This is a genomic window from Stenotrophomonas sp. CFBP 13724 (assembly GCF_014841975.1).
Taxonomy (GTDB): Bacteria; Pseudomonadota; Gammaproteobacteria; order Xanthomonadales; family Xanthomonadaceae; genus Stenotrophomonas; species Stenotrophomonas lacuserhaii.
Map to the genome: position 1 here is coordinate 1,173,389 of NZ_JACYUW010000001.1, position 24,990 is coordinate 1,198,378.

Below are 24,990 nucleotides of genomic sequence, written 5' to 3' on the forward strand. Positions count from 1 at the left end.
GGTGGCCGGCGTCGGGCCGGCCACGCGGCCCGTCAGGGCTGTTTGGCCCGGTCGGCGCGACCGGCGACCGTGCAGCGGCCAGCAGCCTGTGCTGGTATCATTACCGGTCATATTTCGAACACGAAACCGCCGACATGCTCGAGCTGAATCCTGTCCGCCAGCGAATCACCGATCTCACCGATCGCGTGGTCTCGCTCAGGGGGTATCTTTGACTACGACGTCAAGAAAGAACGCCTGGAAGAAGTAACCCGGGAGCTGGAAAACCCGGATATCTGGAACAAGCCGGAGTACGCCCAGAACCTGGGGCGTGAACGCTCGCTGCTTGAAAAGACCGTGGGCGGCATCGCCAGCATCCTCGATGGCCTGGTGGAATCCACCGACCTGCTGGAACTGGCCGAGAGCGAACAGGACCAGGAAACCGCCGATGCGGTGGTGGCCGACCTGGACAAGTACCTCAAGCACGTGGAGCAGCTGGAATTCCAGCGCATGTTCTCCGGCGAGATGGACAGCTGCAACGCCTTCGTCGACATCCAGGCGGGTGCCGGCGGCACCGAGGCCCAGGACTGGGCCGAAATGATGCTGCGCATGTACCTGCGCTGGTGCGAAGCACGTGGCTGGAAGACTGAACTGATGGAAGTGTCCGGCGGCGATGTGGCCGGCATCAAATCGGCCACCTTCCGCGTGGAAGGTGAGTTCGCCTACGGCTGGCTGAAGACCGAGATCGGCGTGCACCGCCTGGTGCGCAAGTCGCCGTTCGATTCGGACAACCGCCGGCACACCAGCTTCACCTCGGTGTTCGTGTCCCCGGAAGTCGATGACAACATTGAAATCGACATCAACCCGGCCGACCTGCGCACCGATGTGTACCGCTCCTCCGGTGCCGGTGGCCAGCACGTCAACAAGACCGAGTCGGCGGTGCGCATCACGCACATCCCGACCAATACCGTGGTTGCCTGCCAGACCGGCCGTAGCCAGCACCAGAACCGCGACACCGCGATGAAGATGCTGGCCGCCAAGCTGTACGAGCTGGAAGTGCAGAAGCGCAACACCGAGCGCGATGCGCTGGAAGCCACCAAGTCCGATATCGGCTGGGGCAGCCAGATCCGCAACTACGTGCTCGACCAGAGCCGTATCAAGGACCTGCGCACCGGCATCGAGCGCACCGATACGCAGAAAGTGCTGGACGGCGACCTGGATGAGTTCATCGAGGCCAGCCTGAAATCCGGCCTGGAAGCGGGCGCCAAACGCAGCGACGCCTGAGCCTGCGGGTCGCCTGCACGGTGACCCGCCCGGTGGCTGCAGCCGCAGCCACCCCCGGTCCGTCGTATCCTCGGCGGGCGTGAATTCCTGAAGACCCCCCCCACAGACAACGACCGACCAAGCCCATGAACGAGCAGACCGCCGCGCCGCAGCCCCCCGTCGACGAAAACAGCCTGATCGCCGAGCGTCGCGCCAAACTGACCGCGCTGCGGGCCCAGGGCATCGCCTACCCGAACGATTTCCGTCGCGAGGACTTCGCCGGCAGCCTGCAGGCGGATTTCGCCGACGCCGAGAGCTGGACCGCCGAAGTCCTGGAGGCCAGCGAGCGCCGGGTCAGGATGGCCGGCCGGCTGATGGCCAAGCGGGTCATGGGCAAGGCCAGCTTCGCCCAGATCCAGGACGAATCCGGCCGCATCCAGGTATTCCTGCAGGGCAACGTGCTGGGCGATGCCTACACCGCCTTCAAGGGCTGGGACGTGGGGGACATCATCGCGGTGGAAGGCGGCCTGACCCGCACCCGTACCGGCGAGCTGTCGGTGAAGGCCGAAAGCATCCGCCTGCTGACCAAGTCGCTGCGTCCGCTGCCGGACAAGTGGCATGGCCTGGCCGACGTGGAGCAGCGCTACCGCCAGCGCTATGTCGACCTGATCGTGACGCCGGAGTCGCGCGAGGTGTTCATCAAGCGCTCCCGGATCATCCGTGCCATGCGCGCCTGGCTGGACAACCGCGACTTCCTGGAAGTCGAAACGCCGATGATGCATTACATCCCCGGCGGTGCCACGGCCAAGCCGTTCACCACCCACCACAACGCGCTGGACCTGGACCTGTACCTGCGCGTGGCGCCGGAGCTGTACCTGAAGCGCCTGGTCGTGGGCGGGCTGGAGCGCGTCTACGAGATCAACCGCAACTTCCGCAACGAAGGCGTCAGCACCCGCCACAATCCCGAATTCACCATGATGGAGCTGTACGAGGCCTACGCCACGTACACCGAAGTGATGGACCTGACCGAAGGGGTCATCCGTGATGTCGCCCGCCAGGTGCTGGGCACCACCGAAGTGGAGTGGGACGGTGCCCGCATCGACCTGGCCCCGGCCTTCCGCCGCTGGCGCATGGACGAAGCGGTGCGCCACCACAACCCCGAAATCAGCCTGGCCGACTGCACCGACCGCGATGCGCTGGTCGCGCATTGCGAGCGCCTGAAGATCCGCATCAAGCCGTCCTACGGCTGGGGCAAGCTGCTGCTGGAGATCTTCGAGGCCACCGTCGAGCACACCTTGGTCCAGCCGACCTTCATCACCGATCACCCGGTGGAAGTGTCGCCTTTGGCCCGGGCCAACGATGATGCGCCGGGGTACACCGACCGCTTCGAGCTGTTCATCAACGGCAAGGAACTGGCCAACGGCTTCTCCGAGCTGAATGACCCCGAAGACCAGGCGGCGCGCTTCCAGGCACAGGTCGCCGCAAAGGACGGGGGCGACGACGAGGCGATGCATTACGACGCCGACTACATCCGCGCGCTGGAGTACGGCATGGCGCCGACCGGCGGCCTGGGCATCGGCATCGACCGCCTGGTCATGCTGCTGACCGGCAGCAGCTCGATCCGTGACGTCCTGCTGTTCCCCTACATGCGTCCGGAAGCCTGATCCGGATACGCCGGCGCCGCCTGCACGGGCGGTCCGGTGCTACCGTGCGGGCGGGCGCTGGAGTATGGTATCGGCGAGGCCGCTGAGTGGCCGGAATGACCCGATAGCCGGGGGGAGGCGATGGGTCGCGTCCTTTACGCCATCACAATGTGACGGCGATCAAGATCCGGGGAGCGCATGGCAAGTATCGGACAGATGCAGGGTGCGGGCCTACAGAATGGCAGGTTATCCTCGCCAACCCTGATCCCGGGGTGGTCGAACAAGCAGGCAGAAGCAGCGTTGAATATTGTGATCGTCGACGACCAGACGTCCGCGCGGACGATGCTGCGCCATGTCATCGAAGACATTGCGCCGGAACTGAGCGTGCACGACTTCGGCGATCCGCTGGCCGCGCTCAACTGGTGCGAATCGCAGCCGGTGGACCTGCTGCTGCTGGATTACCGCATGCCGGAGATGGATGGGCTGGAGTTCGCCCGCCGTTTCCGCCGCCTGCCCAAGCACCGCGACATCCCGGTGATCCTGATCACCGTGGTCGGCGACGAGCCGATCCGACAGGCAGCGCTCGAAGCGGGAGTGATCGATTTCCTGGTCAAGCCGATCCGTCCGCGTGAACTGCGCGCGCGCTGCTACAACCTGCTGCAGCTGCGTCAGCAATCGGAAAACGTGAAACAGCGTGCGTTGTCGCTGGAGCAGCGGCTGCTTGCCAGCATGCACGAAGTGGAAGAGCGCGAACGCGAAACCCTGTCGCGGCTCGCACGGGCCATCGAATACCGTGATGCCGGCACCAGCGCCTACCTGGAACGCATGTCCCGCGTGGCCGGGCTGATCGCCGAACAGCTGGGGCTTCCCGAAGAGGAGGTCAAGCTGATCGAGATGGCAGCGCCGCTGCATGACATGGGCAAGATCGCCATTCCCGATGCAGTGCTGCTTAAGCCGGGCAAGCTGACCGACGAAGAGCTGGTGATCATGCGTCGCCACCCGCGCATCGGCCATGAGCTGTTGAGCGGCAGCCAGAACCGCTTCATCCAGATCGGCGCGCTGATCGCGCTGCGTCACCACGAGCGCTATGACGGCAGCGGGTATCCGGACGGCCTGGTAGGCGATGCGATTCCACTGGAAGCCCGCATCGTGGCGGTAGCGGACGTGTTCGATGCGCTGATTTCGCCGCGTCCGTACAAGGAAGCATGGACCTTCGATGCGACCCTGGCCTACCTGTACGCGCAACGTGGCCGGCTGTTCGATCCGCGCGTGGTCGATGCCCTGCTGCGCGGACGCCCGCAGCTGGAGCAGATCTGCGCCGAACACTCCACCGCCTCGGCGCGCCCCGGGTTGTGAGCATGCGCGCGCTGCTGCCCCGGCTGCGCCAACGCCTGGCCCAGCGCCAGGATTCCGAGCACGGGCAGCAGATCGTCCGCATCGTACTGATCAGCCTGATCCTGGCCTATGTGCTGATGCCGGGAGTGCGCAACGACCTTCCGCACGACCAGTACGTGGGCGTGCTGGCGATCGTGCTGGGCGGGCTGGGGCTGTCCCTGCTGGCCTTCGGCTGGCTGCTGTGGCGTCCGCAACGCTCCGACCCGCGACGCATCCTGGGCATGCTGGCCGACTACGGCCTGATTGCCGCGGGCATGATCCAGATGGGCGAGCCGCTGTCGTGGGTCTACATCGTGGTGATGTGGGTCACGGTGGGCAACGGCATGCGCTTCGGCAACAACTACCTCTACCTCGCCGTGGCGATGGCGATGATCAGCTTTGGCTGTACCGCGCTGTACACCGACTATTGGGTGGACAATGCGCGGCTCGCGTTCGGGCTGTGGCTGGGCCTGGCTGCGGTGCCGCTGTACTTTTCCACGCTGCTGCGCCAGCTCACCGAAGCGATGGCTGAAGCACGCCGCGCCAGCGAGGCCAAGAGCCGCTTCCTGGCCAACATGAGCCACGAATTCCGCACGCCCTTGAACGGGCTGGCGGGCATGACCGAAGTGCTGGCCACTACCGAGCTGGATGAAGAGCAGCGCGAGTGCCTCAATACCATCCAGGCCTCCTCGCGCAGCCTGCTGGCGCTGGTGGAGGAAGTCCTCGATATTTCGGCCATCGAAGCGGGCAAGCTGCGCGTGGTCGCCGAAGATTTCGCCCTCGGTGACGTGGTGCAGGCCATCGGCCTGATCCTGCTGCCGCAGGCCAAGGCCAAACGGCTGGACTACCGCGTCCGGCTGGATGAAGCCGTGCCGCCCCGCCTGCGTGGCGATACCGGCCACCTGCGCCAGGTGCTGCTGAACCTGGCCGGCAATGCGGTGAAGTTCACCGACCACGGCAGGGTGGAGATCCGCATCGACGTGGTCAGCGCCGTGGCCGATGGTGGCGTCCGCCTGCGCTTTGAAATCATCGACACCGGCATCGGCGTGGCCGTGCCGATGCGTCCGCGGCTGTTCGAAGCGTTCGAGCAGGCCGATGTCAGCATGGCGCGGCGTCACGAAGGCACCGGCCTGGGAACCACCATCGCCAAGGGCCTGGTCGAAGCGATGGGCGGTGAGATCGGCTACCAGGAGAACCTGCCGCAGGGCAGCCGCTTCTGGTTCGAAGTGCCGTTCGCCCCGCCACTGCCGGAGCGCGTGGGCATCACCCCGGCGCTGGTCGGCAACCCGCTGGACAGCAGCAACGGCAACGTCATCGCCTTCGCCGATCCGTTCCTGCGCCACCGCGCGCGGGTGCGCAGCATGAGCATCCTGGTGGCCGACGACCACGAGGCCAACCGCATGGTGCTGCAGCGCCTTCTGCAGAAGGCCGGGCACCGCGTGCTGTGCGTCAACGGGGGCGAAGCGGTGCTGGATGCCATGGCCGAGAGTGATTTCGATGCGGCCATCGTCGACCTGCACATGCCGGGCATGAGCGGGCTGGACATGCTGAAGGAGCTGCGGGTGATGCAGGCCGGCGGCGCGCCGCGCACGCCGGTGCTGGTGCTCAGCGCCGACGTCACCCCGGAGGCCATCCAGCGCTGCCAGCAGGCCGGTGCGCATACGTTCCTGGCCAAGCCGGTGGTGGCGGTGCGGCTGCTGGATACGCTGGCGGAGATCGCCTCCAACCGCGACCTCAAACCTTCCGCGCCGATCGTGGTGCGCACGCTGACCGGCGGCACCGACGGCGTGCTGGATTCGGGCGTGCTGGATGAACTGGCTTCACTCGGCATGGGCGACGGCTTTGAAAGAGAGTTCGTCCGCCAGTGCCTGGGCGATGCGGAAAGCTGCATGCGCAAGGCCCATGCGGAAGGCGAGGCGATGGACTGGGTGCAGTTCCGCGAGCAGGCCCACGCGATCAAGGGCGTGGCCAGCAATCTTGGACTGGTGCGGGTGTCCAACCGCGCCGGTGAGCTGATGCGGATGGCGGACTGGCAGCTCAAGGCCGAATGGCGCCAGCGCCTGTCGGTGCTGGCAGGCGCGCTCAAGGAAGGTCGGCTGGCGCTGGCCGCCCGCGCCGCGCACCGCAACCAGCCCGGCGTGGACGAGGCGGACCCGCGCTGACCCGAAGCCCGGTCGACGTTGCGGAAAACGTGCCGGCGGGCCGCCGGCACGTGTCGGTTCACTTGGTGGGGGAGGGCACTGCTCAGGCCGCGTCAAGACCGGCACGACGGGTCTGTGCCTTGATCAGCCGATCCATCGTGCGCAGCGAGCGATCGCCCAGTGCCAATGCCGAATCCACCCAGACCTTGGTGATTTCCAGCAGTTCGTCATAGCTGACGGCCTGGGCCAGGTTGCGCGCGGCATTCATCGCCAGGTAGGACTGCGGAATGCGCTGGTGCTGGCGGATCAGGTCCTGCACGGCCTTGGGGCCTTCACCCTTGCGGACCAGTACGTCGACCACGCCCATCGCATGCATTTCCTCGGCACTGTAGACGCGGCCATCCAGGATGATCTTCTCGGCCAGCTGCGGCGCCACGCGGCGGCACAGGAACGAGTAGGCGCCCATGCCCGGGAACAGGCCGAACAGCACTTCAGGCAGGCCCATGCCTGCGCCCTCTTCGGCGACGATGGTGTGGCAGGCCAGGGCCATTTCCAGTCCGCCGCCCAGCGCATCGCCCTGGATCAGCGCGATCGAACGCACGTCACCGCCAAACCCGGTATGCAGGTGATGCACGCCTTCCACGCAGCGCTGTGCGTAGGCCAGCAGGCGGTCGCGATTGCCTTCGCGGATCAGCCGGGTGAACAGGTCCAGGTCGCCGCCCAGGTTGTAGGCGGTGGCGTCGGAGGCCAGCACGAAATGGCGCAGGCGGCCGTCATGGCGGCTGGCCGGCCCCCGGGTGACGGCGCTCATGTAGCTCCACATTTCATCGAGCATGTCCTTGCGGCAGCAGGGACGGATACCGGTGGATGCATCGGCGTGCATGAACAGCCAATGGGCGGCGCCGTCGGCGCTGTCTTCGGTGCGGATGGTGGTGTAGGGGCGGTTTACGGGCAGCTTTTCGATGGTGCTCATGGCAGGTTCCTCGGCATGGCGGGCCCGCGGGGAAATCGGTGGTCGGCGGGCCGAACGGGTCCACTCGCGGGGATGCTACACCGGGCCAGTCGCCCCAAATGCAAAAGCCCGGGGCGTTTCCACCCCGGGCTTTTCACTTTTCGCTCATCCGCGTCTCGGTAGTGACGGCCGCTGGCCGTCAGGCCCTTACCGCTGCGCTCGCCGAGCACGGCGCGGCGCTACCTGCCTCAGGCCGGCGGCGCGTCGCGCAGCTCGCGGCGCAGGATCTTGCCGACGTTGGTCTTCGGCAGCTCCTTGCGGAACTCGACGATCCTGGGATGCTTGTAACCGGTCAGGTTGGCCCGCGCGTGTTCCTTTACCTGTTCGGCGGTGAGGTTCGGGTCCTTCTTGACGATCACCACCTTGACGATCTCGCCGGACTTCTCGTCCGGTACGCCGACCGCCGCCACTTCCAGCACGCCGGGCATCATCGCGATGACGTCCTCTACCTCGTTGGGATAGACGTTGAAGCCGGACACCAGGATCATGTCCTTCTTGCGATCGACGATGTAGCAGAAACCCTGCGCATCCATCTTCGCCATGTCGCCGGTGTGCAGCCAGCCGTCGGCATCGATCGCTGCGGCGGTGTCTTCCGGACGCTGCCAGTAGCCCTTCATGACCTGCGGGCCCTTGATGCACAGCTCGCCCACTTCATCCAGGCCCAGCAGGTTGCCGTTGTCGTCCTTGATGCAGGCATCGGTGGACGGAATCGGCAGGCCGATCGACCCGTTGTACTCAGCCAGGGTCAGCGGGTTGATGCAGGCCGCCGGCGAGGTTTCGGTCAGGCCGTAAGCCTCCACCAGGGTGACGCCGGTGGTTTTCTTCCAGCGCTCGGCGACCGATCGCTGTACCGCCATGCCGCCGCCCAGGGTGACCTTCAACGTGGAGAAATCCACTTCATCGAAACCGGGCGTGTTGAGCAGGCCATTGAACAACGTGTTGACGCCGGTGATGGCGGTGAAGCGCACGCCCTTGAGCTCCTTGACGAAGCCTTTCATGTCGCGCGGATTGGTGATCAGGTGGTTGCAGCCGCCGAACTTCATGAAGACCAGGCCGTTCGCGGTCAACGCGAAGATGTGGTACAGCGGCAGGGCAGTGATGATCCACTCCTTGCCCGGCTCGACGCCCGACGCGCCGATCCATGCCGACGCCTGCTGCATGTTGGCGACCAGGTTGCGGTTGGTCAGCATCGCGCCCTTGGCCACGCCGGTGGTGCCACCGGTGTACTGCAGGAAGGCGATGTCGTCGTGGTCGATCTCCACCTTCGGCAGGTCGTGGCGGCGGCCCAGCTTCAACGCCTGGGTGAAGCGCACCGCGCCCTTCAGGGTGTAGTTGGGGACCATCTTCTTGATGTACTTCAGCACGAAGTTGACGATCACGCCCTTGGCGCCGAGCAGGTCGCCGAGCCCGGTGGTGATGACGTGCTTGACCTGCGTGTCGGCGATGACGGCCTGCACGGTGTCGCCGAAGTTGTCCACCACCACCAGGGCGGTGACCCCGGCGTCGACCAGTTGGTGCTTCAGCTCGCGCGCGGTGTACAGCGGGTTTACGTTGACTACGGTGAGGCCGGCGCGCAGCACGCCGAAGGTGGCGATCGGGTACTGCAGGCAGTTGGGCATCATCAGGGCGACGCGGTCACCCTTCTTCAGCTGCAGTTCGCCGAGCAGGTAGGCGGCGAACTGCTCGACCAGTGCATCGGTCTCGCCATAGGTGAGCACCTTGCCGAAGCTGGAGTAGGCGGGACGATCCCGGTACTTGGCCACCGAGGCGTCGAAGACGGAGGAGACCGAGTGGAACTCGTTGATGTCGATCTCGGCGGGCACGCCTTGCGGGTAACTCTGCAACCAGGGACGTTCCAGGCTCATCTTTCCCCCTCCAGGAAACTGTGATGTTTGGGTTGGTTCTGTAGCCAGTATCGGTCAGATCCAGCCGTGGCAGCATACCGTCCCGGATGGAAAACGCGAAGAGGCCCGCCGATGGCGGGCCTCTGCACTGATGATCGGTAGCGCCGAGCCATGCTCGGCGAGCGCAGCGGCGCGGCTTTAGAGCGTGACGACCAACGGTCGTCACCCACCAGGCCAGGTCGTCAACCACCAGGCCAGTGGCCGTCGCTACCTTACTTTTTGCGGGCCGGGGCGCCGTTGGCCTGGAAGTACGGAGCGGTGCTGCGCGGCAGCGGGGCGCGCCCGCGCAGCACGTCGGCCAGCTTCTCGGCCATCATGATGGTCGGGGCGTTGAGGTTGCCGGTCACCACCTGCGGCATGATCGAGGCGTCGATGATGCGCAGGCCTTCCATGCCATGCACGCGGCCGTGGCCGTCCACCACCGCCATCGGATCGGCGGCACTGCCCATCTTGTTCGAGCACGACGGATGGTAGGCGGTTTCGGCATGTTCGCGGACGAATGCGTCAATCTCCGCATCGGTGCGCAACTGGCTGCCCGGCGAGATCTCGCGGCCGGTGTACGGCGCCAACGCCGGCTGGCCGAAGATCTCGCGGGTGATGCGGATGCCATCGCGGAACTCGCGCCAGTCCTGTTCATGGGACATGTAGTTGAACAGGATGCTCGGATGCACGCGCGGATCGGTCGAACGCACGTGGATGCGGCCCCGGCTGGGCGAGCGCATCGACCCCACGTGCATCTGGAAGCTGTGTTCCTTGATCGGGTTGGAGCCGTTGTAATTGATCGCCACCGGCAGGAAGTGGTACTGCAGGTTGGGCCAGGCGAATTCTTCGTTGCTGCGGATGAAACCGCCACCTTCGAACTGGTTGCTGGCGCCGGTGCCTGTCCCGTTGAACAGCCATTCCGCGCCGATCGCCGGCTGGTTGTACAGCTTGAGTGCCGGGGCCAGCGAAACCGGCTTCTTGCACTCGTACTGCAGGTACATTTCCAGATGGTCCTGCAGGTTGGCGCCGACGCCGGGCAGGTCATGTACCACCTCGATGCCGAGCCCGCGCAGCAGGTCGGCCGGGCCCACGCCGGACCGCTGCAGGACCTGCGGGGAGGCGATGGCGCCGCCGCACAGCAGCACTTCGCGACGCGCACGCGCCTTCTGCGGTTCGTCGTTGCGCAGCCACGCCACGCCCACCGCACGCTTGCCGGAGAACAGGATGCGGTCGGTCAGCGCGTGGGTGACGATGGTCAGGTTCGGTCGCCCGCGCGCCTGGTCCAGGTAACCGCGCGCGGTACTCGAACGACGGCCGCGCGGGGTCACGGTGCGGTCCATCGGACCGAAGCCTTCCTGCTGGTAGCCGTTGAGGTCATCGGTGCGCGGGTAGCCAGCCTGCACGCCGGCTTCGATCATCGCCGCGAACAGTTCGTTGTTGCCGGCCTTCGGCGTGGTGACCTGCAGCGGGCCATCGTTGCCGTGGTAGTCGTTGCCCCCGATGTCGCGGGTTTCGGCCTTGCGGAAGTACGGCAGGCAGTCGGCGTAGGTCCAGTCTTCCAGGCCCGGCATGCTGGCCCAGTTGTCATAGTCCATCGCGTTGCCGCGGATGTAGCACATGCCGTTGATCAGCGAGGAGCCGCCGAGTCCTTTGCCGCGTCCGCAGTCCATCCGCCGGTTGTTCATATGCGGCTCGGGATCGGTTTTGTAGGCCCAGTTGTAGCGCTTGCCCTGCAGCGGGAAGGCCAGCGCGGCCGGCATCTGGGTGCGGAAGTCCAGACGGTAATCCGGTCCGCCGGCCTCCAGCAGCAGCACGCTGACGTCGGCATCTTCGGTGAGGCGCGTGGCCAGCACGTTGCCGGCCGAACCGGCGCCGATGATGATGTAGTCGTACTCGTTGGGGGTGCTCATGGTCTTTGCTCCTGCAGGCCGGGCGGCGCGCGGTCGCGCCAGCTGGCGGTGTGTAGGGTGGCCGGGCGTGGGGGGAGGGACACGCCCGGCCGGAACGACGGCCGCAAGGCCGCTGCGTTCGGATCAGAAAATGCTGGTGTAGTCGCCCAGTTCCACCTGCACCGACTTGATGCGGGTGTAGTGGGCGAGGGTGGAGATGCCGTTCTCGCGACCCACGCCGGACTGCTTGTAACCGCCCACCGGCATTTCCGCCGGCGATTCGCCCCAAGTGTTGATCCAGCAGATGCCGGCTTCCAGGCGATGGATGATGCGGTGCGCACGGGCGATGTCATTGCTGACCACGCCGGCGGCGAGGCCGAAGTGGGTATCGTTGGCGCGGGCGATGACTTCTTCCTCATCGTCGTAGGCGAGGATGCTCATCACCGGCCCGAAGATCTCTTCGCGCACGATGGTCATGTCATCACGGCAGTCGGAGAACACGGTCGGCAGGACGTAGGCACCCTTGGCCAACGCACCGTCGGTGGCACGCGCGCCGCCGGTCAGCAGGCGGGCACCTTCGCCCTTGCCGGTCTCGATCAGGCGCAGCACGTTGTCCATGTGCGCAAAGCTGGTCATCGGGCCGAAGTTGGTCTGCGCATCCTGCGGATCGCCGATGCGGATGCGCTTGACGCGCTCCACGACGGCCGCTTCGAACGCCGCCAGCATGGCGCGCGGCACGAACACGCGGGTGCCGTTGGTGCATACCTGGCCGGAGCTGAAGAAGTTGGCCATCACCGCGATGTCTGCGGCGCGTTCCAGCGCGGCGTCGTCACAGATCACCAGCGGCGACTTGCCGCCCAGTTCCATGGTGACTTCCTTCAGCGAGGACGAGGCAGCCGATGCCATCACCTTCTTGCCGGTTTGCACGCCGCCGGTGAAGGAGATCTTCTCGATCAGCGGATGTTCGGTCAGCCACTGGCCCACTTCACGGCCCGGGCCCTGCACCACGTTGAACACACCGTCCGGCACGCCGGCTTCGGTGTAGATCTTCGCCAGTTCGATGACGGTCAGTGGGGTCACTTCGGACGGCTTGAACACCATCGCATTGCCGGCCGCCAGCGCCGGAGCGGACTTCCACAGCGCGATCTGCACCGGGTAGTTCCATGCGCCGATACCGGCGACCACGCCCAGCGGCTCACGGCGGGTATAGAAGAAGCTGGATTCGCGCAGCGGCACCTGGTTGCCTTCAATGGCGGTGGCCAGGCCGGCGTAGTACTCCAGCACGTCGGCACCGGTGACGATGTCCACCGTGGTGGTCTCGCTGAGCGCCTTGCCGGTGTCCAGGGTTTCCAGCTGCGCCAGCGCGTCGTTGCGTTCGCGCAGGATGTCCACGGCGCGGCGCAGGATGCGCGAACGCTCCATCGCGGTCATCGCCGCCCACACCTTCTGGCCTTCTGCGGCGCTGGCCACGGCGCGCTCGACGTCGGCCTGGTTGGCGATCTGTACCTCGGCGATCACCTCGCCGTTGGCCGGGTTGATGCTCTGGAAGGTCTTGCCGCTGGTGGCGTCGACCAGCTTGCCGTGGATGTAGAGCTGCTGCAGGGGCAGGGTGGACATGGGAACTCCTGGAAGGGGAAGGGGGAGAGGAGGGGAGCAGGCGTTCAAGCGCTTATAGCGCGTTTGCCTGTAACTGGAAGTCGATGTACGCGTAGGCGATGCGGCGCGCGTTGTCGGCGTTGAAGTCACCGCCGACCAGGCTGCCGCGCAGCCACAGGCCATCGACCATGGCGGCCAGCCCGCGGGCGGCCAGGGTGGCCTGTTCGCCAGGCAGTACGCGTTTGAACTGGTGGCACAGGTTCGAATACAGACGCTGGTCGTTGGCGCGCTGCAGGCGGGCCAGTTCCGGCTGGTGCATGCTCGCAGCCCAGAAAGTCAGCCACACGCGCATGGCGGTGCCGTTGGTCTGGCTGTCATCGAAATTGCCATCGACGATGGCACGCAGCTGCGCGCGGGGATCGTCGGCGCAGGTGTCGCGGAAGCGCGCCACGGCGCTCTTCAACTCACGCAGGATCTGCCGCATGGCCGCGTTGAGCAGGCCGTCCTTGTCGCCGAAGTAGTGCGCCACGATGCCCGTGGACAGTCCGGCCTTGCGCGCGATGGTGGCCACCGTCGCGTCGGCCAGGCCGATCTCGTCGATGGTCTGGAAGGTGGCGCGGATCAGCTGTTCGCGGCGGACCGGCTCGATGTCTTTCTTCGGCATTGTCTCTCCATGCACTGCGACCGAGGTGTCCCGTGATCGCGACTACTATACTTTTTATTGATTGAACGTTCAATCAATAAAGGCGTAGGATGCGTTCGCGTCCCCACGCCTTGGTTCCGGTCGCTTCGATCCGGCCGGACCTGCGCCCCCAGGATCGATGAGACAACACCATGTCTTCCAAGCCTTCCTCCGCGTCATCGCCACTGCGACTGAACGGTTTCGTCTTCTTCAGCTCGGCTCTGTCCATCGGCGTGCTGGGCCTGCTCACCGTGCTCAACCCGCAGGCCAGCGAGCACTGGCTGCAGGTCGCGCAGGCGCAGGTGTCCGCTGCGTTCGGCTGGTGGTACATGCTGCTGATCGTGGCCTGCCTGGGCTTCGTGCTGTGGCTGGCGTTCTCCCGCTACGGCAGCATCCGGCTGGGCCACAACGAAGAATCGCCTGCCTTCGCCTACGTGCCCTGGGTGTCGATGCTGTTTTCGGCCGGCATCGGCATCGCGTTGTTGTATTACGGCGCCTATGAGCCGCTGGACCACTTCCTGACCCCGCCGGGACAGCAGGGCGGCACGGTCGCGGCCAGTCGCGAGGCGATGGTGCTGACCTTCCTGCATTGGGGCCTGCACGGCTGGGCGTTGTACGCGCTGGTGGGTGTCGCTTTGGGCTACTTCGCCTACCGGCGGAACCTGCCTCTGGCCCTGCGCTCGGCGTTGTACCCGATCTTCGGTGAACGCATCCATGGCCAGATCGGCGACATGGTGGACGGGTTCGGCATCCTGGCGACGCTGGTGTCGATGGTGACCAACCTGGGCATCGGGGCGCTGGTGGTGCAGTCCGGGTTGAGCTACCTGTTCAAGGTGCCCGACACGCCGCAGACCCTGGTGATGATCGTGCTGGTGATGATGGTGGTGGCCACCATTGGCGTGGTCGCCGGGGTGGAGAAGGGCATCGCCTGGTTGTCCAACCTCAACGTGCGCCTGCTGTGCCTGCTGCTGCTGTTCGTGCTGGTGACCGGGCCGACCCTGCACCTGCTCGATGGGCTGGTGCAGAACACCGGCGATTACCTGGCCTCGTTCGTGCGCAAGAGTTTCGACATCTACCTCAACCAGCCGGACGGCCGCGACTGGCTGGGCAGCTGGACGCTGTTCTACTGGGCCTGGTGGATCGCCTGGGCGCCGTTCGTGGGCTTGTTCGTGGCGCGCATTTCGCGCGGGCGTACCATCCGCGAAGTGATCCTGGGCGTGCTGCTGATCCCGCTGGGCTTCACCCTGGCGTGGCTGTCGATCTTCGGCAACACCGCCATCGACCTGGTGCTGAACCATGGCCAGGCGGTGCTGGGCGAGGTCGCCAAGGCCGACGCGGCGATGACGTTGTTCAAGCTGCTGGAGTACCTGCCGTGGGCCCCGTACGTGGCCGGTGCAGCGGTGGTGATCGGCTTCGTGCTGTTCCTGACCCCGGTGGATTCGGGCACGTTGATGATCGCCAACCTGTGCACGCGGCGGGTGGACGGTGGCGTGGAAGATGGCCATGACGCGCCGATCTGGCTGCGGGTGTTCTGGGCGGTGGTGATCACCGTGGTCAGCATCGGCCTGCTGCTGGCGGGCAACTTCCGGGCCATGCAGACCGCGGTGGTGCTGTGCGGCCTGCCGTTCTCGTTCACCCTGGCGTTCTACATGGTGGGCCTGCTGCGCGCCCTGCGCACCGACCCGGACGCGCCGCACCGGCACTGAAGCCGACAACCGGCAGGGTCCTGCCCTGGTAGCGCCGAGCCATGCTCGGCGGCTCCTGGGGTCCGGGGTCAGAGTCAGGACTCTGACCCCTTTTCAGGAAGCTGATCGCAACGCCGCTTCCACCAGCGGCACGGCCCAGTCCGGCGTCTGCCGCAGCTGCGCCAGGTCTTCGGCAGATGGCCATTCCAGCTGGCCACCTTCCATCTGCAGCACCAGGCGTGGATCCGGCACCGCTTCGCCGGGCGCGGCCTCTGCGCTGTTGTCATACACCTGCAGCGCGGCCAGCACCGGCATCAGGCCGATCAGATTCTGCTGCGCCAAGGGCCAGCGGCGCCGGATGTCGGCTTCGTTGATCGGGTGGCCGCCGGCCTGCACGCGCGCCTTCACCCGCGCGATGTGCTGCTCCGGACTGGACAACCCGCAGAACCACATCAGCACATCATGCGTGCGGGTGGCTTCGTGGAGCATTGCGGTGATCGAAGTGCCGCCCAGGGTGGTTTCGAAGGCATGGTTGCTGCCCCCGGCCAAGGCGGCCTGCAGGCGGCTGACGCCTTCCTGCCAGGCCTGTCCATTGGCCTCGGCCTGCCCTATACCCAATTGGCGCACCAGCGCACGGGCATAGGTGTCCGGATTGAACCAGTCCAGTCCCGCCTCGCGCAGCAGATGGCCACCGATGGAGCTCTTGCCGGCGCCGTTGACCCCGGCCAGCACGTACAGGAACGGGCGCGCCATCAGAAGCCGGAGCCGGCCTTGACCTTGCCGCCGAGGCGGGCAGGGCGACGCAGCAGGTCGCGTGCGCGCTGGCCGGCCTGGGCTTGCTGCAGCACGGCCAGGCGTTCGTCGAAGCCCTTGCGCAGTTCAGTCAGGGCGGGGGTCTGGTTGCGCAGTTCATCCAGCGATTGTTCCAGCGCTTCGACCTTGGCCTGCAGCGCGCGGTACTGGTCGGCGGAGATGATCACCGCCTGCGGTTCGTTGTGGTTGGTGACCACGACCATGCGCTGTTCGCGGACTTCCTGCATGACCTTGCGCCAGTGTTCCTTGACCGAGGAGGCGGTGGTGCGGGTGAGTTCGGTGATCGGTTCGAAGGTGATCGGGGCGTGCAGCATGGTGGACTCCACAGGGTGTGCCTTGGGGTCGAGAGTACTCCTGTTTCGTCCTTTTTATATGAATTGTCTAAAATGGGAATTAATCATTTTTTCCGGGTGGCGCCTTTTTGCTGCGAGGGAGGGCGGTTGAAGCCCTTGCGCAGGACACGTCGTAAACCCATCCATGGGGCCTGCTTTCCGCCCATCCAGGGCTCCAAGCGTCCTGCGCAAGGGCTTCAACCGCCCTCCCGGCCGGCATCGCTGCGCCAGCGGAGGGAGGGGCAGGGGCAAAGCAAAAGCAAAAAGAAAAGGCGGGTGGCGGGCATCGCCCGTCACCCGCCTTTTTCTTCTTCATACGCGGCTGATGGCCACCGGAAACTTTCAGGGCGACGGGTGGGTGGAGGGGGCGGGGGCGTTGAGCGCCAGGGATGGCGCGAAACGAGGCCCGCAGGAGCGGCTTTTGCCGTCCCCCGGACCCTCCACCCACCCGTCGCCACCCCCGCAAGCCAGCGGCAACACCATCAGCCGCGAGGGGGCCCAGCCCGTTCGACCAAGCCCCGAAACCCTCAGCGCCCCGGCCAACTGCTGCAGTATGAATTTTCTAAAATGGAAATTAATCATTTTTCCGGGTGGCGCCTCTCGGCTGCGAAGGAGGGCGGACGGTGGCGCTGGTCAGGACACGCCGCAAGTACGTCCATGTAGGCTCGTTTCCGCCCATCCAGGGCTCCAACGGTCCTGCCCACCGCCACCGCCCGCCCTCCCGGCCGGCATCGTTGCGCCAGCGGCGGGTGGGAGGGAGCAAAAGCAAGAGCAAAAAGCAAAGGCGGATGACGGGCATCGCCCGTCACCCGCCTTTTTCTTTTTCATACGCGGCTGATGGCCACCGGAAACCGTCAGGGCGGGGGGTGGGGGGGGCTGCGTGGGACCGTCGTGAGGCAGGAGCCGAACGCGAGCTTACAGGGACGTACTTGCAGCGTGTCCCACGCAGCCCCACCCACCCGTCGCCAACCCCGCAAGCCAGCGGCAACACCATCAGCCGCGAGGGGGCCCGGCCCGTTCGACCAAGCCCGAACCCTCACCGCCCTCCCGGCCGGCATCGCCGCGTCAGCGGAGGAAGGGCAGCAGCAAAAGCAAAGGCGGGTGGCGGGCATCGCCCGTCACCCGCCTTTTATTATTCATACGCGGCTGATGGCCACCGGAAACCGTCAGGGCGACGGGTGGGTGGGGCTGCGTGGGACCGTCGTGAGGCAGGAGCCGAACGCGAGCTTACAGGGACGTACTTGCAGCGTGTCCCACGCAGCCCCACCCACCCGTCGCCAACCCCGCAAGCCAGCGGCAACACCATCAGCCGCGAGGGGGCCCGGCCCGTTCGACCAAGCCCGAACCCTCACCGCCCTCCCGGCCGGCATCGCCGCGTCAGCGGAGGAAGGGCAGCAGCAAAAGCAAAGGCGGGTGGCGGGCATCGCCCGTCACCCGCCTTTTATTATTCATACGCGGCTGATGGCCACCGGAAACCGTCAGGGCGACGGGTGGGTGGGGCTGCGTGGGACCGTCGTGAGGCAGGAGCCGAACGCGAGCTTACAGGGACGTACTTGCAGCGTGTCCCACGCAGCCGCACCCACCCGTCGCCAACCCCGCAAGCCAGCGGCAACACCATCAGCCGCGAGGGGGCCCGGCCCGTTCGACCAAGCCCGAACCCTCACCGCCCTCCCGGCCGGCATCGCCGCGTCAGCGGAGGAAGGGCAGCAGCAAAAGCAAAGGCGGGTGGCGGGCATCGCCCGTCACCCGCCTTTTATTATTCATACGCGGCTGATGGCCACCGGAAACCGTCAGGGCGACGGGTGGGTGGGGCTGCGTGGGACCGTCGTGAGGCAGGAGCCGAACGCGAGCTTACAGGGACGTACTTGCAGCGTGTCCCACGCAGCCGCACCCATCCGGCGCCAACCCCGCAAGCCAGCGGCAACACCATCAGCCGCGAGGGGGCCCAGCCCGTTCGACCAGACCCCGAAACCCTCAGCGCCCGGCCAACTGCCGCAACACGTACTGCAGCAACCCACCGTGGCGGAAGTACTCCACTTCCTTCGGCGTCAACAACATCACCGAAGCCTCGAAGCTGACGACCGTGCCATCGGCCTTCTTCGCGCTGACCATCGCACGCTTGCTGGCGCCATCCTGCAGGCCGGTGATGTCGAACACCTCCGACCCATCCAGGCCCAGCGACTGCGCGTTCTCACCGTTACGGAACTGCAGCGGCAGCACGCCCATGCCGACCAGGTTCGAACGATGGATGCGCTCGAAGCTTTCGGCGATGACCGCCTTCACCCCCAGCAGCAGGGTGCCCTTGGCGGCCCAGTCACGCGAAGAACCGGTGCCGTATTCCTTGCCGGCCAGCACCACCAGCGGCACGCCGTCGGCCTTGTACTTGATGGCCGCGTCGTAGATCGCCAGCTTCTCCGGTTCGCCGCCGCCGGCTGGGTAGTACAGCGTGTTGCCGCCCTCTTCGCCACCGAACATCAGGTTCTTGATGCGGATGTTGGCGAAGGTGCCGCGGACCATCACGTCATCGTTGCCACGACGGCTGCCGTAACTGTTGAAGTCGGCCGGCTGCACGCCGCGCTCCTGCAGGAAGCGGCCCGCCGGGGATTCTTTCTTGATGTTGCCGGCCGGCGAGATATGGTCGGTGGTGATCGAATCACCGAACAGGCCCATCACCCGCGCCCCGTGCACGTCCTCGATGCTGCCGACCTTCATGGTCATGCCATCGAAGTAGGGCGGGTTCTTGATGTAGGTGGAGCCATCGTCCCACTCGTACAGGTCGCCGTCGGGCGAGGCGATGGTGTTCCAGCGCGAGTCACCCTTGAACACGTCGGCGTAGTTCTGCTTGAACATCTCCGGCCCCAGGGTCGCGGCGATCACATCGCCGATCTCCTTGTTGCTCGGCCAGATGTCGCGCAGGAACACCGGCTGTCCATCGCTGCCGGTACCCAGCGGTTCGGTGGTCAGGTCGATGTCGGTGGTGCCGGCGATCGCGTAGGCCACCACCAGCGGCGGGCTGGCCAGGTAGTTCATCTTTACTTCGGGATGCACGCGGCCTTCGAAGTTGCGGTTGCCCGACAGCACCGAGGTCACCACCAGGTCGCCCTGCGCGATGCCGGCGCTGACTTCTGCCGGCAGCGGGCCGGAGTTGCCGATGCAGGTGGTGCAGCCGTAACCCACCACGTAGAAGCCGAGCTTCTCCAGTTCGGTCAGTACGCCGGCCTTCTCCAGGTAATCGGTGACCACGCGCGAGCCCGGGCCGAGCGAGGTTTTCACCCACGGCTGCCGGTTGAGGCCGCGCGCGGCCGCGTTGCGGGCCAGCAGGCCGGCACCGATCATCACCGCCGGATTGGACGTGTTGGTACACGAGGTGATGGCTGCGATCACCACCGCGCCGTCCTTCAGCCGGAACGCCTTGCCGTCCAGTTCCACGTCGGCCTGGCCCTTGGCCAGTTGTTCGTTGCCCACCGCCGTGCCGCCGCCTTCGTTGAGAAAGGTGGAGACGTCCACGTCCTTCTTGTCACGGTTGGTGGTCAGCCCGACCAGTGCTTCGCGGTAATTGGCCTGCACGTCTTCCAGCAGCACGCGGTCCTGCGGACGCTTCGGCCCGGCCAGCGACGGCTTGACCGTGCCCATGTCCAGTTCCAGCGTGGCGCTGTACTGGGCGTGCGCGGTATCGGCGTCGTGCCACAGGCCCTGCGCCTTGGCATAGGCTTCCACCAGCGCGATCTGCTCTTCCGGGCGACCGGACAGGCGCAGGTAGTTCAATGATTCGTGATCGATCGGGAAGATGCCGCAGGTCGCGCCGTACTCCGGCGCCATGTTGCCGATCGTCGCACGGTCAGCCAGCGGCAGGTGCTGCAGGCCGTCGCCGAAGAACTCGACGAATTTGCCGACCACGCCGTGCCTGCGCAGCATCTGGGTGACGGTCAGCACCAGGTCGGTGGCGGTGGCCCCTTCGGGCATCTGGCCGGTCAGCTTGAAACCGACCACCTGCGGGATCAGCATCGAAGAGGGCTGGCCGAGCATCGCCGCCTCCGCCTCGATACCGCCCACGCCCCAGCCCAGCACGCCGATACCATTGATCATGGTGGTGTGGCTGTCGGTGCCGAACACGGTATCCGGATAAGCAACCTGGATGCCGTCCTTGTCCACGGCCATCACCACGCGGGCCAGGTTTTCCAGGTTCACCTGGTGGACGATGCCGGTATTGGGCGGCACCACCTTGAAGTTGTCGAACGCTTTCTGGCCCCAGCGCAGGAAGCCGTAGCGTTCCTGGTTGCGCTGGAATTCGATCTTGCCGTTGAGGTCCAGCGCGTCGGGCTTGCCGAACACATCCACCTGCACCGAATGGTCGATGACCAGCTCGGAGGGGATCTGCGGATTGATCTGCTCCGGGCTGCCGCCGAGCTTGACCACCGCATCGCGCATCGCCGCCAGGTCGACCACGCAGGGCACGCCGGTGAAGTCCTGCAGCACCACGCGCGCGGGCATGAAGGCGATCTCGGTTTCCGGCTCGGCCTTCGGGTCCCAGGTCGCTACCGCTTCGATGTGGTCCTTGCCCACGGTGACGCCGCCATCCTCGTGCCGGAGCAGGTTCTCCAGCAGGATCTTCATCGAATAGGGCAGGCGGGAAATATCGAAGCGCTGGCCCAGCTTGGGCAGGCTGAAGTAATCGTAGCGCTTGCCGCCGACATCCAGCTGGCTGCGCGTGGAGAACGAATCACTCATTGCAGATGACTCCTTTGCGAATTGGCTTGCAACGGCCGCGCACCGGGCGCGCCTGCTTGCTCAGCGTGAAATCTTACACATTCAGATGTAGCGCCGATGTCATCACGCCCCAAAAAGGGGACGGAGGGGATTAAGGCGTTTTCAGCCCCCTTGGAGCCAAGAACGACTTAATCCCCTCCGTCCCCTTTTTGAAAAGTATGTATAATTCGTACATACCGAAGAGGGCCTACCCATGGAAGCCACCGTTGCTGAACGCGGCCAGATCACCTTGCCCAAGGCGGTTCGCGATGCGCTGGGTCTGACCAAGGGCACTCAGCTGACCGTGGAACTGGAAGGCGGCCGGATCATCCTGCGCAAGAGCGTGGATGACGCCATCTCCCGCGCCCGCGGCAAGTTCGCACTGGATGGCTTCGACTCCACCGATGCGGCTGTGAAGGCCATCCGTGACGAGCAGTAAGCCGGCCATGATCGCCGTGGATTCCCCGGTCCTGATCGAGCTGCTCAGCAACGGCCCGCAGGCCGATGCGGTGGAGGCCTGCCTGCGGCAGAGCCTGGTCGGCGGCCGCGTGGTGGTCTGCGGAGCGACCCTCGCCGAAGTCTGCGCCGCGCTGCGCGGCGGGGCCGAGGTGCTGGAGGCGCTGGAAGAAATGGGCGTGCATTTCAACGCGATGGAAGCCAAATCGGCCCTGCGCGCCGGTGAGATGCAACGCCGCCACCGCCAGCGCGGCAGCGAACGCCGCAGCCTGGACGGCTTCATGGTCGGTGCCCACGCGCTGTTGCAGTGCGACGGCCTGATCACCTGGAACGACACGTTCTATCGGGATTATTTCAAGGGCCTGAAGCTGATCGTGCCGCAGGCCTGAGCCTTACCGTTTTACCGCTTCATCCAATCGTTGTATTCACCGCATTACCCGGGAGTTGTCATGTTGGAAGCCTACCGCCACCACGTCGCCGAGCGCGCTGCGCTTGGCATCCCGCCCCTGCCGCTGACCGCGCAGCAGACGGCCGATGTCATTGAACTGCTGAAGAACCCGCCTGCCGGCGAAGCCGAGTTCCTGCTGGACCTGCTGACCCACCGCGTGCCGGCCGGCGTGGATGATGCCGCCAAGGTCAAGGCCTCCTACCTGGCCGCCATTGCCTTCGGCAGCGAGCAGAACCCGCTGATCAGCCGCGAGCGCGCCACCGAACTGCTGGGCACCATGCTCGGCGGTTACAACGTCGCCCCGCTGGTCCAGCTGCTGGATGACGCCAGCGTCGGCGTGATCGCCGCGACCGCCCTGAAGAACACCCTGCTGGTGTTCGATGCGTTCCACGATGTGCAGGAAAAGGCCAAGGCCGGCAACGCCAACGCGCAGTCCGTGCTGCAGAGCTGGGCCGATGCCGAATGGTTCACCAGCCGTCCGGAAGTAGCCCAGAGCATGACCCTGACCGTGTTCAAGGTGCCGGGCGAAACCAACACCGACGACCTGTCGCCGGCGCCGGACGCCACCACCCGCCCGGACATCCCGCTGCACGCGCTGGCGATGCTGAAGAACAAGCGTCCCGACGCAGCGTTCGTGCCGGAAGAAGATGGCAAGCGCGGCCCGATCCAGGAAATCCTGTCGCTGAAGGACAAGGGCCATCTGGTCGCCTACGTGGGCGACGTGGTCGGTACCGGTTCCTCGCGCAAGTCGGCGACCAACAGCGTGCTGTGGTTCACCGGCGAAGATATTCCGTTCATCCCGAACAAGCGTTTCGGTGGTGTCTGCCTGGGCTCGAAGATCGCCCCGATCTTCTACAACACCATGGAAGATGCCGGCGCGCTGCCGATCGAGCTGGACGTCACGCAGATGGAGCACGGTGATGTCATCGAGCTGCGTCCGTACGACGGCAAGGCGCTGAAGAACGGCGAAGTGATCGCCGAATTCCAGGTCAAGTCGGATGTGCTGTTCGACGAAGTGCGCGCCGGTGGCCGCATCCCGCTGATCGTCGGCCGCGGCCTGACCGCCAAGGCGCGCGAAGCGCTGGGCATGCCGGTCACCGACCTGTTCCGCCTGCCGGTGCAGCCGGCCGACACCGGCAAGGGCTTCTCGCTGGCGCAGAAGATGGTCGGCCGCGCCTGTGGCCTGCCGGAAGGCCAGGGCATGCGCCCGGGCACCTACTGCGAACCAAAGATGACCTCGGTCGGCTCGCAGGACACCACCGGTCCGATGACCCGTGACGAACTGAAGGACCTGGCCTGCCTGGGCTTCTCGGCCGACCTGGTGATGCAGTCGTTCTGCCACACCGCGGCCTACCCGAAGCCGGTCGACGTCAAGACCCACCACACCCTGCCGGAGTTCATCTCCACCCGTGGCGGCATCTCGCTGCGTCCGGGCGATGGCGTGATCCACAGCTGGCTCAACCGCATGCTGCTGCCGGATACGGTCGGCACCGGCGGTGACTCGCACACCCGTTTCCCGGTGGGCATTTCGTTCCCGGCCGGTTCGGGCCTGGTGGCCTTTGCTGCAGCCACCGGCGTGATGCCGCTGGACATGCCGGAATCGGTGCTGGTGCGCTTCAAGGGCAAGATGCAGCCGGGCGTGACCCTGCGCGACCTGGTCAACGCGATCCCGCTGTACGCGATCAAGGCCGGTCTGCTGACCGTGGCCAAGGCCGGCAAGAAGAACATCTTCTCCGGTCGCATCCTGGAAATCGAAGGCCTGCCGGACCTGAAGGTCGAACAGGCGTTCGAGCTGTCCGACGCCTCCGCCGAGCGTTCCGCTGCCGGCTGCTCGGTGCACCTGGACAAGGCGCCGATCATTGAATACCTGACCAGCAACATTACCCTGCTGCAGTGGATGATTGCCGAGGGGTACCAGGATCCGCGTTCGCTGCAGCGTCGCATCGACAAGATGAAGGAATGGCTGGCTGATCCGCAGCTGTTGGCACCGGATGCCGATGCTGAGTACGCCGCGGTGATCGAGATCGACCTGGCCGACATCCACGAGCCGATCGTGGCCTGCCCGAATGATCCGGATGACGTGAAGATGCTGTCCGAAGTCGCCGGTGCCAAGATCGACGAAGTGTTCATCGGTTCATGCATGACCAACATCGGTCACTTCCGTGCGGCGGCCAAGCTGCTGGAAGGCAAGCGGGACATCCCGACCAAGCTGTGGGTGGCTCCGCCGACCAAGATGGATGCCTCCGAGCTGACCCGCGAGGGCCACTACGGCACCTTCGGCAGCGCCGGTGCCCGCATGGAGATGCCGGGCTGCTCGCTGTGCATGGGCAACCAGGCGCAGGTGCGCGAGGGCGCGACGGTGTTCTCGACCTCCACCCGCAACTTCCCGAACCGCCTGGGCCGCAATTCGAACGTGTACCTGGGTTCGGCGGAGCTGGCGGCGATCTGCTCGCGCCTGGGCCGCATTCCGACCAAGGAAGAGTACATGGCCGACGTGGGCGTGCTGGAAGCCAGCGGTGCGGAGATCTACCGTTACATGAACTTCGATCAGATCGAGGAGTATCAGGAAGCGGGCAAGCCGGTCGCCGCCTGATCTATCTGCTTTCGTAGTGTCGACTTTGGTCGGCAGCTCGTGAGATCCCAAACCCCTCTGGTGTGAGCCAGGGGGGTTTTTGTTTTGGGGGTGGGGGGCGGGCGGGTGGGGTCTGCAGGACACGCCGCAAGTACGTCCTTGTAGGCTGCATCGCCGCATCCATGCGGCTCAGCGTCCTGCAGACCCCACCCGCCCGGCCCTCGGACAGATCCCGGTGGCCACCTGCCAAGGTAGAGCGCCTGGGTGGGTGCCTCGGTAGTGACGGCCGCTGGCCGTCTGCTTCCGCTGTCGGTGGATGACGCGCATTGAGCGCCTCAATTACAACTTGGCCCATGTACGCTGCGTCGCTACCTGTCCACGCTGGACGTGCTGGGGCGATATCGCACCGGCCGGGATTGCCGTCCTGGAAAACGCTCTCAAACAGCGCTGTCGTGCCCTCGGGCGTGGCGGACAAT

At 65.8% G+C, this 24,990-nt stretch carries 16 protein-coding genes; 8 read left to right on the forward strand and 8 right to left on the reverse strand.

Features of this window, described 5'->3' with window-relative positions:
- Positions 1-134: 134 nt before the first annotated feature.
- From prfB to IFT63_RS05085, 4 genes are all read left to right on the forward strand, one after another.
- A protein-coding gene (gene prfB / locus IFT63_RS05070) for a peptide chain release factor 2 (protein ID WP_101099674.1) occupies positions 135-1,260 on the forward strand; the annotation gives its coding sequence in 2 pieces (ribosomal slippage) (positions 135-209 and positions 211-1,260; 1,125 coding nt in all).
- A gap of 125 nt (positions 1,261-1,385) precedes the next feature.
- Entirely contained in the window at positions 1,386-2,903 is a 1,518-nt protein-coding gene (lysS, locus tag IFT63_RS05075) for a lysine--tRNA ligase (RefSeq protein WP_192083419.1), read from the forward strand.
- A gap of 195 nt (positions 2,904-3,098) precedes the next feature.
- The gene (locus IFT63_RS05080) at positions 3,099-4,238 is read left to right on the forward strand and encodes a two-component system response regulator (protein ID WP_042612809.1); all 1,140 of its coding nucleotides are present in this window, start codon (positions 3,099-3,101) and stop codon (positions 4,236-4,238) included.
- 2 nt (positions 4,239-4,240) lie between these two features.
- Positions 4,241-6,418 carry an ATP-binding protein gene (locus tag IFT63_RS05085; RefSeq protein WP_192083420.1) on the forward strand — a complete coding sequence of 726 codons (2,178 nt, stop codon included), beginning with the start codon at positions 4,241-4,243 and terminating at the stop codon, positions 6,416-6,418.
- A gap of 82 nt (positions 6,419-6,500) precedes the next feature.
- On the opposite strand, the gene IFT63_RS05090 is transcribed toward IFT63_RS05085, so the two are convergent.
- The 5 genes from IFT63_RS05090 to betI all read right to left on the reverse strand — a co-directional run bounded on the left by IFT63_RS05090 (position 6,501) and on the right by betI (position 13,444).
- On the reverse strand, positions 6,501-7,370 hold the full coding sequence (locus tag IFT63_RS05090) for a crotonase/enoyl-CoA hydratase family protein (protein ID WP_042612805.1): 870 nt from the start codon (positions 7,368-7,370) through the stop codon (positions 6,501-6,503).
- A 227-nt stretch (positions 7,371-7,597) separates the two neighbouring features.
- Complete coding sequence (locus tag IFT63_RS05095; RefSeq protein ID WP_101099678.1) at positions 7,598-9,274, reverse strand: long-chain fatty acid--CoA ligase; 1,677 nt, start codon at positions 9,272-9,274, stop codon at positions 7,598-7,600.
- A 251-nt stretch (positions 9,275-9,525) separates the two neighbouring features.
- Complete coding sequence (betA, locus tag IFT63_RS05100) at positions 9,526-11,205, reverse strand: choline dehydrogenase (protein ID WP_192083421.1); 1,680 nt, start codon at positions 11,203-11,205, stop codon at positions 9,526-9,528.
- Between the two features lie 123 nt (positions 11,206-11,328).
- A complete protein-coding gene (betB, locus tag IFT63_RS05105; RefSeq protein WP_192083422.1) occupies positions 11,329-12,801 on the reverse strand; it encodes a betaine-aldehyde dehydrogenase in 1,473 nt (490 codons plus the stop codon).
- Positions 12,802-12,853: 52 nt separating this feature from the next.
- The gene (gene betI / locus IFT63_RS05110) at positions 12,854-13,444 is read right to left on the reverse strand and encodes a transcriptional regulator BetI (RefSeq protein WP_192083423.1); all 591 of its coding nucleotides are present in this window, start codon (positions 13,442-13,444) and stop codon (positions 12,854-12,856) included.
- Positions 13,445-13,614: 170 nt separating this feature from the next.
- Between betI and IFT63_RS05115 the strand changes: the two genes are divergently transcribed.
- Positions 13,615-15,168, forward strand: a complete 1,554-nt coding sequence (locus tag IFT63_RS05115; RefSeq protein ID WP_192083424.1) for a BCCT family transporter — start codon at positions 13,615-13,617, stop codon at positions 15,166-15,168.
- A gap of 93 nt (positions 15,169-15,261) precedes the next feature.
- Here IFT63_RS05115 and IFT63_RS05120 read toward each other — a convergent pair whose 3' ends face one another.
- From IFT63_RS05120 to acnA, 3 genes are all read right to left on the reverse strand, one after another.
- Positions 15,262-15,900, reverse strand: coding sequence for a hypothetical protein (locus tag IFT63_RS05120; RefSeq protein ID WP_192083425.1), 639 nt, complete (start codon positions 15,898-15,900; stop codon positions 15,262-15,264).
- Complete coding sequence (locus IFT63_RS05125; RefSeq protein ID WP_042612825.1) at positions 15,900-16,274, reverse strand: type II toxin-antitoxin system Phd/YefM family antitoxin; 375 nt, start codon at positions 16,272-16,274, stop codon at positions 15,900-15,902. Before IFT63_RS05125 ends, IFT63_RS05120 begins: the two co-directional genes overlap by 1 nt.
- 1,992 nt (positions 16,275-18,266) lie before the next feature.
- Positions 18,267-21,020 carry an aconitate hydratase AcnA gene (gene acnA, locus IFT63_RS05130; protein WP_192083426.1) on the reverse strand — a complete coding sequence of 918 codons (2,754 nt, stop codon included), beginning with the start codon at positions 21,018-21,020 and terminating at the stop codon, positions 18,267-18,269.
- A 232-nt stretch (positions 21,021-21,252) separates the two neighbouring features.
- Here acnA and IFT63_RS05135 point away from each other — a divergent pair, with 232 nt between their 5' ends.
- The 3 genes from IFT63_RS05135 to acnB are packed head-to-tail and all read left to right on the forward strand — an operon-like array spanning position 21,253 to position 24,535.
- Positions 21,253-21,477, forward strand: a complete 225-nt coding sequence (locus IFT63_RS05135; RefSeq protein WP_042612797.1) for an AbrB/MazE/SpoVT family DNA-binding domain-containing protein — start codon at positions 21,253-21,255, stop codon at positions 21,475-21,477.
- A 7-nt stretch (positions 21,478-21,484) separates the two neighbouring features.
- Positions 21,485-21,883, forward strand: coding sequence for a type II toxin-antitoxin system VapC family toxin (locus IFT63_RS05140; RefSeq protein ID WP_042612796.1), 399 nt, complete (start codon positions 21,485-21,487; stop codon positions 21,881-21,883).
- A gap of 60 nt (positions 21,884-21,943) precedes the next feature.
- On the forward strand, positions 21,944-24,535 hold the full coding sequence (gene acnB, locus IFT63_RS05145; protein ID WP_192083427.1) for a bifunctional aconitate hydratase 2/2-methylisocitrate dehydratase: 2,592 nt from the start codon (positions 21,944-21,946) through the stop codon (positions 24,533-24,535).
- Positions 24,536-24,990: the final 455 nt, after the last annotated feature.

Bases quoted from the DNA above. Each gene is read 5' to 3' on its own strand.
- betB (WP_192083422.1), bottom strand. From the start codon at position 12,801: ATGTCCACCCTGCCCCTGCAGCAGCTCTACATCCACGGCAAGCTGGTC.
- IFT63_RS05135 (WP_042612797.1), top strand. From the start codon at position 21,253: ATGGAAGCCACCGTTGCTGAACGCGGCCAGATCACCTTGCCCAAGGCG.
- IFT63_RS05125 (WP_042612825.1), bottom strand. From the start codon at position 16,274: ATGCTGCACGCCCCGATCACCTTCGAACCGATCACCGAACTCACCCGC.
- betI (WP_192083423.1), bottom strand. From the start codon at position 13,444: ATGCCGAAGAAAGACATCGAGCCGGTCCGCCGCGAACAGCTGATCCGC.
- IFT63_RS05090 (WP_042612805.1), bottom strand. From the start codon at position 7,370: ATGAGCACCATCGAAAAGCTGCCCGTAAACCGCCCCTACACCACCATC.
- betA (WP_192083421.1), bottom strand. From the start codon at position 11,205: ATGAGCACCCCCAACGAGTACGACTACATCATCATCGGCGCCGGTTCG.
- IFT63_RS05095 (WP_101099678.1), bottom strand. From the start codon at position 9,274: ATGAGCCTGGAACGTCCCTGGTTGCAGAGTTACCCGCAAGGCGTGCCC.
- IFT63_RS05140 (WP_042612796.1), top strand. From the start codon at position 21,485: ATGATCGCCGTGGATTCCCCGGTCCTGATCGAGCTGCTCAGCAACGGC.
- acnB (WP_192083427.1), top strand. From the start codon at position 21,944: ATGTTGGAAGCCTACCGCCACCACGTCGCCGAGCGCGCTGCGCTTGGC.
- lysS (WP_192083419.1), top strand. From the start codon at position 1,386: ATGAACGAGCAGACCGCCGCGCCGCAGCCCCCCGTCGACGAAAACAGC.
- acnA (WP_192083426.1), bottom strand. From the start codon at position 21,020: ATGAGTGATTCGTTCTCCACGCGCAGCCAGCTGGATGTCGGCGGCAAG.
- IFT63_RS05080 (WP_042612809.1), top strand. From the start codon at position 3,099: ATGCAGGGTGCGGGCCTACAGAATGGCAGGTTATCCTCGCCAACCCTG.
- IFT63_RS05115 (WP_192083424.1), top strand. From the start codon at position 13,615: ATGTCTTCCAAGCCTTCCTCCGCGTCATCGCCACTGCGACTGAACGGT.
- IFT63_RS05120 (WP_192083425.1), bottom strand. From the start codon at position 15,900: ATGGCGCGCCCGTTCCTGTACGTGCTGGCCGGGGTCAACGGCGCCGGC.
- IFT63_RS05085 (WP_192083420.1), top strand. From the start codon at position 4,241: ATGCGCGCGCTGCTGCCCCGGCTGCGCCAACGCCTGGCCCAGCGCCAG.